This is a genomic window from Acuticoccus sp. MNP-M23 (genome assembly GCF_031195445.1).
Lineage (GTDB): Bacteria > Pseudomonadota > Alphaproteobacteria > Rhizobiales > Amorphaceae > Acuticoccus.
In genome coordinates this window covers 432245-444878 of record NZ_CP133480.1, presented here as the reverse complement: position 1 = coordinate 444878, position 12634 = coordinate 432245, and the positions used below count along the sequence as shown (strand labels likewise).

The window sequence follows — 12634 nt, the reverse complement described above, 5'->3', positions numbered from 1 at the left end:
GACAGAGAGTTGCTTGCGTGTCAGTCGACCAGCTCGCAGCCGACTTCGCCGTCGGCGCGGATGCAGGTGTCGTCGGCTTCGGCGCCTTCGGTCTCGGCCATCGCCTTGCTCATGCCGTCCTGTTCGGAACCGTATTGGCCGACTTCCGCCGCCTCGTCGGCGATTGAGGGGAGGCCCTGTTCGTTGGCGTCGTTGCGGTGCTGGGTGGCGACAGCTTCGCCGGCACGCTTGGTCTCCTGAGCGAGGCCGGCGGCGGACGACAGCACCAGCGCAGCGGCGCAAAGGGTGGTGAGGCGGATCATTGAAAACTCCTGACGGGAAGAGGGCGCGCCCGGCCTAGCGGCCAAGGCGCTCGCGGACGGCGGCAACGGTGTGCGCCGCCGTGATGCCGAAGTGCTCGTAAAGCTCCTGGAACGGGCCGGAAGCGCCAAAGCCCTTCATGCCGATGAAGATGCCGTCGTGGCCGATGATCGAGTCCCAGCCGAAGCGGACCGCGGCCTCGATGGCGACCTTGACCGGCGCCTTGCCGATCACGGTGTCGCGATAGTCCGCGTCGGCCTCGTCGAAGAGGTCCATGCAGGGGACGCTGACGACTTCGGTCGCGATGCCGAGGACGTTCAGCTGGTTGGCGGCCTCCACCGCAATCTCGACTTCCGAGCCGCTGGCGAAGATGGTCGCCATTGCATCGTCTTCGGTTTCGCGCAGCTTGTAGGCGCCGCGGCGGGAGCGGTTGTCGCCTGTGTCGCTGAGGGACAGCGTCGGCAGGTTCTGCCTGGTGAGGGCAAGGGTGCTCGGACCGCGCCGCTCGACGGCAAGCTCCCACGCTTCGGCCGTTTCCACCGCATCGCAGGGGCGGAAGTTGATGAGGCCCGGCATCGCACGGAGCGCTGCCATGTGCTCCACCGGCTGGTGGGTCGGGCCGTCTTCGCCAAGGCCGATGGAATCGTGCGTCATCACGTAGACCACGCGCAGGCCCATCAGCGCCGAGAGGCGGATGGCGGGGCGGCAATAGTCGGAGAAGGTGAGGAAGGTGCCGGAGTAGGGGATCAACCCGCCTTCCAGCGCCATGCCGTTCATGGCGGCGGCCATGCCGTGCTCGCGGATGCCGTAGTGGATGTAGCGGCCGCCATACTGGCCGGGCGACACGGCGGACAAATGGTCGGTCTTGGTGTTGTTGGAGCCGGTGAGGTCGGCCGAGCCGCCCACGGTTTCCGGCAGCACACCGTTGACGGTGTTGAGGACGCGCTCGGACGCCTTGCGCGTTGCCATGGACGGGCGCTCTGCCTTCAACTGTGCACGAAGGGCGGCCATCGCGGGCTTGAAGTCGCTCGGCAGGTCACCGCGCTTGCGCCGTTCGAAGTCGGCCCGTGCCTCAGCATCCATCGCCTCGAAGCGCTGCTCCCAGTCCTTGCGCGACTGTGCGGCGCGCAGGCCGGCAATGCGCCAGGCGTCGCGCACTTCCTCCGGCACCTCGAACGGGGCTGAGTCCCAGCCGAGTTCGCTGCGCGTCGCCGCCACTTCGGCGGTGCCCAGCGGCGAACCGTGGACGCCGGATGTGCCGACCTTGCCGGGCGAGCCGAAGCCGATCTGCGTGCGGGCGGCAATCATCGTCGGCTTGTCGCTGGAGGCAGCGCGGGTGAGGGCGGCATCGATGGCGGCAACGTCGTGGCCGTCGATCCGTTCGGCGTTCCAGCCGGCAGCCTCGAACCGCTTGACGGCATCGCCGCTGTCCGACAGCGACGTCGGCCCGTCGATGGAGATCTGGTTGTCGTCGTAGATGACGGTGAGCTTCTTCAGGCCAAGATGGCCGGCCAGCGCGATGGCCTCGTGGCTGATGCCCTCCATCAGGTCGCCGTCGGAGGCGAGGACGAACGTGCGGTGGCTGACGATGTCTTCACCGAACTCGGCGGCGAGAATGCGCTCGCCCAGCGCCATGCCGACGGCGGTGGCAAGGCCCTGGCCGAGCGGGCCCGTGGTGGTTTCGATGCCGCGGCCGTGCGGATATTCCGGGTGGCCGGCGGTGATCGAACCCAGCTGACGGAACTTCTTCAGCGAGTCGATGGTGAAGTCCTCGTAGCCGAGGAGATGGTAGAGGGAGTAAAGCAGCATCGAGCCGTGACCGGCGGACAGCACGAAACGGTCGCGATTGGGCCAGTCCGGCTGCGCCGGGTCCACGTTGATGTGGTGCACGAAAAGCGTGGTCACCAGGTCGGCGGCCCCCATGGGCAACCCCGGGTGGCCGGACTTGGCGGCTTCGACCGCATCCACCGACAGCATCCGTATCGCATTCGCCATGGGTTTTAGCTTGCCGGCGTCGACCATCTTTTCAGCTCTTTCTGTTTATTCCCGCGAGCGCCCCAATAGCCCAGCCGGAGCGGAGACGATAGGCCCAAGGGTAAAGGCTTGCTGCACAATGCTTGCCTTGCGTTGACATTCAGACGATTTGCCAAAGACGATGGCGGCACGCCAGGCCGTCTTGCACCCGAATCGACACAGGAGAGCCCCATCGCTGGTCCGCGGACATTGAGCGCCATCAGGCGGCTTGAGGGAGCACTTGCGCGCCTGAATGGCGCAGCCGCCCTCAACGCCGAGGCGTCGGCGCAGGAGGCTGCGGCCGATGACGATCGCGCGCGCCTTGCCGCCGACCGTGCGGACCTTGCCGACCGGCTGGACCGGGCCGAAGCGCGGGCCGAACGCCTCAGCACTGCGAATCGCGAGGTGGAGGGCCGGCTGGTATCGCTGATGGACAAGGTGCGCCGGATGGAGCCGCCCCGGTGAACCGCGTCACCGTTTCCATCGGCGGGCTCGAATACACCGTGGCCTGCAACCCCGGCGAGGAGGACCGGCTGCAGGACCTTGCCGCCGGGTTCGACGAAATCGTCCAGGGCATGAAGGTGAAGGTCGGCGAGATCGGCGACCGGCGCATTGCGGTGATGGCGGGGCTTTCGGTGCTGGACCGGTTGCACGCGGCGGAGGCGCAGAACGCAAGGCTGACCCATCGCGTCGCCGTGCTGGAGCGCGCGCGTGAAGCCGCCGCCCTTGCCGCGGAAAGCGACGACGACACGCTGGTGCAGCGGCTGGAAGAGACGGCTGCGGCCATCGACACCATCACCAGCCTCATCAACCGCGACACGCGCAACCGCACCAGAACCGGCGAGCGCAAGGTCGTGCCCACCGCGGCCGTCGCATCGCGCGGCCGGCCGGCTGCACCGGCTGACGAGGCCGGCCCGCCGGCGCCAGAGGGCGAAGCCGAAACGCAGCCGGCGGGAGAGCCGGAGGCGGATGGACCGGAGGACGGGGCAGGCGCTATCGTACCCGCAAAGGATCGGCGTCCGGCCTGATGCGGGCGCCCCACTGGAGAGCGGCCCATGTTCGACCCGTCCGTCATCATCACGCTTTTTCTGGCTTCGGCGGTGGTTGCCGTCGTGCCGGGGCCGAACGTGAGCCTCATTGTCGCCAACGCGCTGCGCAAGGGGACGGCGGCGGGGCTTGCCAATGTCGCAGGAACACAGATTGGCGTTCTCACCATGATCGGCGTTCTGGCACTCGGCCTTGAGGCTGTTGTCAGCTTCATGGGCGAGGCGTTCGTCTATCTGAAGCTCGCGGGCGCGGCCTATCTTGTCTATCTCGGCTACAAGCTCCTGCGCTCGGACGGGGTGATCGAAACCAGCGCCGGGTCGAACAGGTCGCTTACCGGTTACATGGTGCAGGGTTTTCTGGTCCTGTGGTCGAACCCCAAGGCCCTCCTATTCTTCGGCGCGTTCATTCCCCCGTTCGTGAACCCGGCATACGACGCCTCATTGCAGGTGATGGTGTATGGCGGCGTCTTCCTGGTGACGGCGACGGTGCTGGACAGCGGCTACGCCATTCTGGCCGGGCGGGCGGGGCGTCTTCTGAGCCGCCAGCGGGTCCGGATTGCCGAAAAGATCGGCGGCTCGGTGCTGATTGCGGGCGGGCTGGGGCTGGCGCTGACCCGGCGCTGAGGCACCGTCGCGGCCTTCGCGCAATAAACCGGCTAAGACGCCTTTTCGCCGCGGCCTGCCATCTCTATATTGGGTCGTGGCGATGCTGCCTGGTTCGTCAGGATTTTGAATCCCCGGGGCCTTATCGATCCTAAAGGGAGCTGTCCCTGTTGAGGCCCGTGGGCTTCAGTAAACGGCGCCCACCTACTCTGTAGGTTCCCGGGATCGTACTTCCAACGGCCGAGGTGGCTCGCTTCAAGCTTTATGATCGCGCATCTGCGCGGTCACTTGGTTGTGCGCGGCTCTTGCCCTTCCGACAGTGTTGCGACAGAACCGCGACAACGAAATCGGGAGTTCATCATGGCCGTGAAGGTTGCAATCAACGGGTTTGGTCGGATCGGGCGCAACATTTTGCGCGCCATCGTGGAATCGGGCCGCACCGACATTCAGGTCGTTGCCATCAACGACCTCGGTCCGGTCGAGACCAACGCACACCTCCTGCGCTATGACAGCGTGCACGGCCGCTTCCCCGGCACCGTCACCGTCGACGGCGACACCATCGACCTTGGCACCGGCCCCATCCGCGTCACCTCCGAGCGCGACCCCAAGGCGCTGCCGTGGGGCGACGTCGACATCGCGCTCGAATGCACCGGCATCTTCGCGACGCGCGACAAGGCCGCCATCCACCTCGAAAACGGCTCCAAGCGCGTCCTCGTTTCGGCGCCCGCGCCGGGTGCGGACCAGACCATCGTCTACGGCGTCAACGACAAGGTGCTGTCGGCGAACGACAAGGTGGTCTCCAACGCGTCGTGCACCACCAACTGCCTGGCGCCGGTGGCGTTCGTCCTCAACAACGCGGTCGGCATCAAGCGCGGCTTCATGACGACGATCCACTCCTACACCGGCGACCAGCCGACGCTCGACACCATGCACAAGGACCTTTACCGCGCCCGCGCGGCGGCCCTTTCCATGATCCCGACGTCCACCGGCGCCGCCAAGGCCGTCGGCCTCGTGCTGCCGGAACTCAACGGCAAGCTCGACGGCGTGTCGATCCGCGTCCCGACGCCCAACGTGTCGGTGGTCGACCTCACCTTCGAGGCGGAAAAGAACACCACCGCCGAAGAGATCAACGACGCGATCCGCGCAGCCGCCAACGGCGACCTCAAGGGCATCCTCGGCGTGGTCGACGCCCCGCTCGTCTCGTCCGACTTCAACCACGACCCGCACTCGTCAATCTTCGCGGTCGACCAGACCAAGGTGATGGACGGCAACTTCGTGCGCATCCTCACCTGGTACGACAACGAGTGGGGCTTCTCCAACCGCATGGCCGACACGTCCGTCGCCATGGCGAAGTACATCTAGCAATGCCGCTCAGCCTCGTCCCGCCGATGCGTCTTGCGACCGCTGCCGATGGGGTGGCGCTCGCCGAACTGGTCAATTTTGCAGGGGAGGGCCTGCCCCTCTACCTGTGGAACCGCCTGTCGGAACCGGGGCAGGACCCCTGGGCGCTCGGCGCCGAGCGCCAGGCGAAGATGGCGGCCGACGGGCGCATTGTTGTCGTCGACGAGGGGGCAGGCGTTGTCGCCGCGCTGACCGGCTATCCGGTCCACGAGGAAAAGCCGCTGCCCGAAGACATGCCGCCCATGTGGCGTGTCCTTCAGGAGCTGGAAAACCAGGTCGTCGGCACGTGGTATCTCAACGTGCTGGCGACCTATCCGCGTGCCCGCGGCCGCGGTCTTGGCGCACAGCTCATCAAGCACGCCGAAAAGATCGCCCGCTTCGACAAGCTGTCCGGCGTGTCAATCATTGTTGCGGACGAGAATGTCGGCGCGCTGCGGCTTTACGAGCGGCTCGGTTATGCCGAGATCGACCGCAAGCCGATGATCAAGGAAACGTGGGACAACCCGTCCGACAACTGGATCCTGTTGAAGAAAGACCTTGCCGCATGAACATTCTCGGCCTTGACGAGATCGGCGATGTGGCCGGCAAGCGCGTCCTCGTCCGTGTTGACCTCAACGTGCCCATGGCGGACGGCAAGATTGGCGACCGCACGCGCATTCACGCCGTCGCGCCCACCATCACCGAGCTGTCGGACGCGGGCGCCAAGGTCATCCTGCTTGCCCACTTCGGCCGCCCCAAGGGCGAGCGCAACGACACCATGTCGCTGCGCCCCATTGCCGAAGCGATGGCCGAGGAGATCGGCCGCAAGGTCGCATTCGCAGAGGATTGCGTGGGTGAGGCCGCCGCATCCGCCGTCGCCGACATGGACAATGGCGCGGTGCTCCTTCTGGAAAACACCCGTTTTCACGGCGGCGAGGAAAAGAACGACGCCGACTTTGCCGATGCGCTGGCGAAAAACGGCGATCTTTACGTCAACGATGCCTTCTCCGCCGCGCACCGGGCTCACGGCTCCACCGAGGGGCTTGCGCACCGCCTTCCGGCCTTCGCGGGCCGCTCCATGGAGAGCGAACTTGCCGCGCTCACCAAGGCGCTGGGCGAACCGAAGCGGCCCGTCATGGCCGTGGTCGGTGGCGCCAAGGTCTCCACCAAGATCGCGCTTCTGGAAAACCTCGTTACCAAGGTGGATGCGCTCGTCGTCGGCGGGGGCATGGCCAACACCTTCCTCCATGCCATGGGGATCGACGTTGGCCATTCGCTGAAGGAGGCCGACCAGGCCGAAACCGCGCGCCGGATCATGTCGGCGGCCGAAAAGTCCGGCTGCGCGATCATGCTGCCCCATGACGCGATGGTGGCGGAAAAATTCGAGGCGGGCGCCGAGGCGACCCACGTCGGCACCGACGAGGGCGTGGACCACGACAAGATGATCCTCGACGTTGGCCCCCGCACCGTGGAGGCCATCAACAACGAGATGAACCACTGCGCCACGCTGGTGTGGAACGGCCCGCTGGGCGCGTTCGAAATTCCGCCGTTCGACAAGGCAACCGTCGCCTGCGCGCGCCATGCGGCAATGCGCACCAAGGCCGGGCTTTTGTCGGTCGCCGGCGGCGGCGATACCGTGGCGGCGCTGGTTCATGCCGGGGTTGCGAACGAGTTTTCCTACCTCTCCACGGCAGGCGGCGCGTTCCTCGAATGGCTCGAAGGCAAGCCGCTCCCCGGCGTTGAGGCCTTGAAGCGGTAGCAAGTCCGGGTAAAACGGTTCTAAAGCGGCGCAATCAGCGCCAAATCAGGACTGCGCGGCAACTGCGAAGGAACGCCCATGACCGAGACACTGAACGATATTGCCCTTGCCATGATGGCCGATGGCCAGGGCATTCTGGCTGCCGATGAGTCCACCGGCACCATCAAGAAGCGCTTCGACCAGATCGGCGTCGAAAACACCGAGCCCAACCGGCAGGCTTACCGCGAGCTTCTCTTCACCGCCGACGAGGCCATGCAGAAATACGTCTCCGGCGTGATCCTGTTTGACGAGACGCTGCGCCAGTCGACGCTCGACGGCCGCCGCTTTGCCGACGTCATCAAGGCCGCGGGCGCGGTTCCGGGCATCAAGGTGGACGGTGGCGCCAAGCCGCTGGCCGGTTTCCCCGGCGAGAGCGTGACCGAAGGCCTCGACGGCCTGCGCGGCCGCCTGGAAGAATATTACAAGCTCGGCGCGCGTTTCGCGAAATGGCGTGCGGTGATCGACATCGACACTGCCAACAACCTGCCGACCGCCGGTGCCATTGCCGCCAACGCCCATGCGCTCGCCCGCTATGCGGCGCTTTGCCAGGAAAACGGCATCGTTCCCATCGTTGAGCCCGAAGTGGTGATGGACGGCCCCAATTCCGGCCACGACATCGACACCTGTTATGCCGTGACCGAAACGACGCTGCGTGCCGTGTTTGCCGCCCTGAACGAAATGCGCGTCGACCTCACCGGCATCATCTTGAAGCCGAACATGATTGTCCCCGGTCAGAACGGCCCGCAGGTCTCCACCCGCGAAGTGGCCGAAAAGACCATCGCGTGCCTGAAAGCCACCGTTCCGGCGACCGTGCCCGGCATTGCCTTCCTCTCCGGCGGCCAGTCGGACGAGATGGCCACCGAGCATCTGGCGATCATGAACGAGATCGGCGGCATGCCGTGGAAGCTCACCTTCTCCTATGGCCGCGCGCTGCAGCAATCCTGCCTGAAGGCATGGAGCGGCCAGAAAGAGAACGTGCCTGCCGGTCAGGCCGCGTTCACCCACCGCGCGAAAATGAACGGTCTGGCCGCTCTCGGCACCTGGAAGGCCGAGGACGAGCGCGAAGCGGCCTAAGGCCCTGCGCCCGCGTCTGATACTCGTCGTCCCGGCAGGTCTGGCCGCGGACCGCCTTGCCGCGGCGCTCGCCGGGGGCGACGTTGCGGCGGTGATGATCCCGGCCGATGCGGCGGAGGGGCGAACGCTGGTTTCCCTTGCGCAAGGTTCCGGGGCGGCGGCGCTGGTTGTGGGGAGCGGATGGCCCGCACCCCACGGCGCCGACGGTCTCCACACCGATGCGGAAGCGGTCGACCGCATTCGCGCACGCCCTGCCGAGGCCACCTGCGGCGCACGTGCGATCAACAAGCACGACGCGATGATGGCGGGCGAGGCCGGGGCGGACTATCTATGGTTCGACGGTGTGGACGATCTGCCCGCAGCCGCCGAGCTTGCGGCGTGGTGGCAACGGGTGTTTGAGGTGCCGGCGGTGATTGCCGGCCCGAACGACACGGCCTCCGTCACCGCGATGATCGAGACAGGTGCGGAGTTTGTCGCCTTGGTAAATGCGTTCGGCGAAGAAGATGATCCGCGTGAGATTGTAGCGCGGGTGAACACCGCGCTTGATGCAGCGGGCGCGGACGGCACGGCGTGAGCCGCGCGCGTGCCAGCCGCGCGGCATTGTGCACGGCCTTGGCTGCCATCGCCCTGTGCGGGGCCGCGGCGCCCACCTTTGCGCAGGATGCACCGGAGCCTGCGCGCCCGCGCGCTGAAGCCCCGCCGCCCAGCCCGGCAGAGGATGCACAGGCAGATGATCCTGCGGCAGATGATCCCGCACAGGAAAGCCCCACCGCTGAAACGCCAGGAGCCGAAGCCGAGCCGCAACCGCCGGAAGCCGTTTCGGAGGCCGCATTGAAAAGCGCGCCCGCCGCGCAACCGGCCGATGCCGAGAGTGATGCTGCAACCACCAGCGGTGACCCGGCAGAGCGCGCACCAGGGGCGAAGGTGTCGCCGCTGGACACCGAGGCGATCAAGCGCGTGATCGAGAATGCGCCCCGAACTGCGCCTGAAACCGGTGAGGCGGCGGCAGACACCGAGCCGGCCGCCGATGAGCCGGCAAACGACGCGGCAGAGAGCCCGCCCGCCGCCGCTGAGCCCGATGAGAACGCCGCAGCCGCCCCGGAGCGCCCCAGGGCGCCGGAGCAGACCAGCCCGTCCGCGCGGCAGGCCACCGACCGCAACGCGCCGGCAGATGAGGCTGCCGCGGTGGAGCGTACCGCAGACACCCCGGCCGCGGGCATCGATACCGCCGCACAACCGGCGGACAGCGTGCCCGCAGAACCCGTGCTCCCGCCAACTGCAACAGCTCCTGCCCCGGATGCGGACGATGCATCGGAAACACCGGCGGACGCTGTGCCACCCACAGCCGAGGCTGTTCCGGCACCGGAACCTGAGCCGGACGCAGCACCGGAAGCGGTGACGCCTCTGGAGACCCCCGTACCGGCCGCGCCAGCGGTACCGGCGAGCACCGCCACACCGGCCGAAACCGGCGAGACGCCCGCTGTCGTTGCAGAACCCGCTCCTGCCCCGAAGCCCGAGGCGGCGCCAGAGCCTGCGCCTGCGGTGGAGGCGGCGCGCCTGCCGGGTCTCGCAGAAGAGCTTCTGGGGCCCCAGAAGCGCAATTTCCTTCCGATGCCACTGTCCAGCCAGCTCATCGTGCCGCAGCAGGACGGGCCGGGCATTGTGGTCTCCGCCGCTCAGGTCGGCGATCAGGTGAGTGTGCCCAACACGGTCGCGGCGCAGGTGGTGAGCCGCGCCACGGTTGCCATCGGCGCCAACGATCAGGCGGCGGACGCTGCACCCGGCACAGACACCTACGAAGATTATGAGAGCATTCCGGACGCGATGCTGCGTGCCGCCTCGGAGGGCGCAAGGCCCCTCCGGCTGGCCCACTACGCCTATGGCGCCTTCCAGCGCGGCCTTTACAACACCGCCCTCAACGTGGCCCTGCGTGCCTCGCTGGATGATGATCCGGCTGCAGCCGCGCTGGTCGGCCGTCTTTACGAAGAGGCGATGGGCGTGGAGCAGGACTATGCCAAGGCCGCCGGCTGGTATGCCCTTGCCGCCGATCTTGGCAGCACCGTGGCGCAGAGCCGCCTTGCCGCACTGCTTCTCACCGGCCGCGGCGTGCCGAGGGACGCGGAAAAGGCCGCGGACGTTTTCACCCGGGCCGCCGATGCCGGCAACGCCGAAGCGGCCCACGCCCTGTCGCTGATCTATATCCGGGGCATCGGCCGGCCGCGCGATCCGGCAAAGGCCTTCAAGTACATGAAGATTGCCGCTGAAGGGGGCGACCCCGCAGCACAGTTCGCCGTCGCCGTGATGTACGAGGACGGCGAGGGGACGGTGCCCGACGACACAAGGGCGACCCGGTGGTACGGCAAGGCGGCCGAACAGGGCGATGCCGCCGCGGCTCTGGCCTATGGCGAACGGCTTGTGGCGGGCCTCGGCGTGGCGCCGGACAGCGCCGGTGCAGCGCCCTTCCTGGCCATTGCGGCGCACACCGGCAACCCGCGCGCCATGAACCTTTATGCCCGCATCCTGTCCGGCACCGACGTGGTGTCAGACCCGGTGGAGGCGGTGAAGTGGCACCTTCTTGCCCGCGCCGCCGGCATCTCCGATCTTTATCTCGACGGCTATATGGGCACGCGCGACCCGGCGGTGATCGACCAGGCCCGCGCCCGCGCCGAGGCGTTTGCCGCCCGGCGCTGACCGTGCGCGCCGCTGGCGCCGGCACTGTCATCCAGCGGTCGCGTGGGGCCGTTAGGGGACGCAAACCAACCCTCATCCCAGAGACCTGAAATGCTGAAACTCCTGGGCACCATCGCCCTTGCAACCACAATGACCGTCCCTGCGCTCGCCGCCGCCGACGACCTGTCCGGCCGTGACCTGCCGGGCTGGGACGTGGTGCTCGTCGCGCACCGTGGCCTTGCCCCCGGCCTGCCGGAAAACACCATGGCCGCCTTCGAGGACGTTGTGGCCCGCGGTGTCGGCGTTATCGAGATCGACCTGCGCGGCACGGCCGATGGCGATGTCGTCATCATGCATGACGAGACGGTGGACCGCACCACCGACGGCACCGGCCCGGTGACATCGCTGACGCTATCGCAGATCAAGGCACTCGACGCTGGCCGCCATGCGGGTGATGCCTACGCCGGCGCCACCGTGCCGACCTTCGAGGAGGCGCTGGCCTTCGCGCAGGCCAACGGTGTGATGCTCCTCCTCGACATCAAGGAATCGGACGTTCTGGACCGCGAGAAGATCGTGCGTCTGGTCGAAGCCCATCACGCGACGCTCAACGTCATCGTCGGCGTCCGCTCGCTGGAGGACCTTGCCGAGTTCCGGGCGCTGAACCCGAACCTGCGCACCCTGGGCTTCATCCCCAACCCGGAGGCAATCGACGCTTTCGCGGAAGCTGGCGTGGAAATCATCCGCCTGTGGCCGGTGTGGATCCGCGGCGAAAGCACGGAGAAGCGTGGTGCAATCCCGGCGGACTGCGAGGGCGTCGAGAATTGCCTCGTCTCTCGCGTACAGTCGCACAACCGTCCGGTGTGGACCACCGCCGGCACCGCAGACCGCGCAGAGCTGATCGACCTGATGGCCGCTGGCGTCAACGGCATCCTCACCGACGTGCCGGACGTGATGGCAACGCTCAAGGCCGATATCGAAAAGCAGCGCACCGCCGACTGATCGGTAGCGCTTCAACGCGGTGTTGCAGCGCCCGGCCTGCGGGGCGCTGCAACATCCGGTCTTGAGTTTGGCCCGATGCGGCCTTAGACCGGCCCAATCGCGATTTATTACCCGGTGTGGCCGCGTGTGACGTGTGCGCCTTGCCCGGACGCAGGATTGGTCATGAAAATCAACGGCAATGAAATTCGCCCCGGCAACGTGCTGGAGCATCAGAACACCCTATGGGCCGCGGTCAAGGTCCAGCACGTGAAGCCCGGCAAGGGCGGCGCGTTTGCGCAGGTCGAGATGAAGAACCTGATCGACGGCCGCAAGCTCAACGAGCGCTTCCGCTCCGCCGACAGCGTCGAGCGCGTGCGCCTGGAGCAGAAGGACTTCCAGTTCCTGTACGAGCAGGGCGAAGACCTGGTGTTCATGGACGAGACCACCTACGAGCAGCTCGAACTTGCCAAGGACTTTGTCGGCGACCGCGCGGCGTTCCTGCAGGACGGCATGCAGGTCACGGTGGAAATGTACGAAGAGAAGCCCATCGGCATCAAATTGCCGCAGCACGTGACGCTGGAGATCACCGAGGCCGATGCCGTGGTGAAGGGGCAGACTGCGTCCTCCAGCTACAAGCCCGCGGTTCTGGAAAATGGCGTGAAGGTGATGGTGCCGCCGTTCATCGGCGCCGGTGAGCGCATTGTGGTCGATACCGAGGAAGTCACCTACCTGCGCCGCGCCGACTGACCTTCCCGCACTGCCAAGCCGAACA

The 12634-nt window shown here is 67.0% G+C and carries 13 protein-coding genes and 1 other RNA gene; 12 read left to right on the top strand and 2 right to left on the bottom strand.

The window, feature by feature from the left end; genetic code table 11:
* Window positions 1–20 precede the first annotated feature (20 nt).
* Window positions 21–302: a hypothetical protein gene (locus RDV64_RS02095; protein ID WP_309197634.1), complete on the bottom strand. Its 282-nt coding sequence runs from the start codon at window positions 300–302 to the stop codon at window positions 21–23.
* 34 nt (window positions 303–336) lie between these two features.
* Window positions 337–2322 (bottom strand): transketolase, encoded by a 1986-nt coding sequence (tkt, locus tag RDV64_RS02090; RefSeq protein WP_309197633.1) that lies wholly within the window; start codon window positions 2320–2322, stop codon window positions 337–339.
* Window positions 2323–2523: 201 nt separating this feature from the next.
* Between tkt and RDV64_RS02085 the strand changes: the two genes are divergently transcribed.
* The 12 genes from RDV64_RS02085 (at window position 2524) to efp (ending at window position 12609) form a co-directional block, all read left to right on the top strand.
* Window positions 2524–2778, top strand: a complete 255-nt coding sequence (locus tag RDV64_RS02085; protein ID WP_309197632.1) for a DUF4164 family protein — start codon at window positions 2524–2526, stop codon at window positions 2776–2778.
* Window positions 2775–3341, top strand: a complete 567-nt coding sequence (locus RDV64_RS02080) for a cell division protein ZapA (RefSeq protein ID WP_309197631.1) — start codon at window positions 2775–2777, stop codon at window positions 3339–3341. The genes RDV64_RS02085 and RDV64_RS02080 overlap by 4 nt, the downstream gene beginning before the upstream one ends.
* 27 nt (window positions 3342–3368) lie before the next feature.
* Window positions 3369–3983, top strand: a complete 615-nt coding sequence (locus tag RDV64_RS02075; protein ID WP_309197630.1) for a LysE family translocator — start codon at window positions 3369–3371, stop codon at window positions 3981–3983.
* A gap of 79 nt (window positions 3984–4062) precedes the next feature.
* A non-coding RNA gene (gene ssrS, locus RDV64_RS02070) (6S RNA) lies at window positions 4063–4217 on the top strand.
* A 105-nt stretch (window positions 4218–4322) separates the two neighbouring features.
* A complete protein-coding gene (gap, locus tag RDV64_RS02065; RefSeq protein WP_309197629.1) occupies window positions 4323–5324 on the top strand; it encodes a type I glyceraldehyde-3-phosphate dehydrogenase in 1002 nt (333 codons plus the stop codon).
* Window positions 5325–5326: 2 nt separating this feature from the next.
* The gene (locus RDV64_RS02060; protein ID WP_309197628.1) at window positions 5327–5911 is read left to right on the top strand and encodes a GNAT family N-acetyltransferase; all 585 of its coding nucleotides are present in this window, start codon (window positions 5327–5329) and stop codon (window positions 5909–5911) included.
* Entirely contained in the window at window positions 5908–7101 is a 1194-nt protein-coding gene (locus RDV64_RS02055) for a phosphoglycerate kinase (RefSeq protein ID WP_309197627.1), read from the top strand. The genes RDV64_RS02060 and RDV64_RS02055 overlap by 4 nt, the downstream gene beginning before the upstream one ends.
* Window positions 7102–7179: 78 nt before the next feature.
* The gene (locus tag RDV64_RS02050) at window positions 7180–8214 is read left to right on the top strand and encodes a class I fructose-bisphosphate aldolase (protein WP_309197626.1); all 1035 of its coding nucleotides are present in this window, start codon (window positions 7180–7182) and stop codon (window positions 8212–8214) included.
* A 4-nt stretch (window positions 8215–8218) separates the two neighbouring features.
* A complete protein-coding gene (locus RDV64_RS02045; protein WP_375143848.1) occupies window positions 8219–8788 on the top strand; it encodes a thiamine phosphate synthase in 570 nt (189 codons plus the stop codon).
* On the top strand, window positions 8785–10905 hold the full coding sequence (locus RDV64_RS02040; RefSeq protein WP_309197624.1) for a hypothetical protein: 2121 nt from the start codon (window positions 8785–8787) through the stop codon (window positions 10903–10905). Before RDV64_RS02045 ends, RDV64_RS02040 begins: the two co-directional genes overlap by 4 nt.
* A 90-nt stretch (window positions 10906–10995) precedes the next feature.
* Window positions 10996–11883, top strand: coding sequence for a glycerophosphodiester phosphodiesterase family protein (locus RDV64_RS02035; RefSeq protein WP_309197623.1), 888 nt, complete (start codon window positions 10996–10998; stop codon window positions 11881–11883).
* A gap of 162 nt (window positions 11884–12045) precedes the next feature.
* A complete protein-coding gene (gene efp / locus RDV64_RS02030) occupies window positions 12046–12609 on the top strand; it encodes an elongation factor P (protein ID WP_309197622.1) in 564 nt (187 codons plus the stop codon).
* Window positions 12610–12634 lie beyond the last annotated feature (25 nt).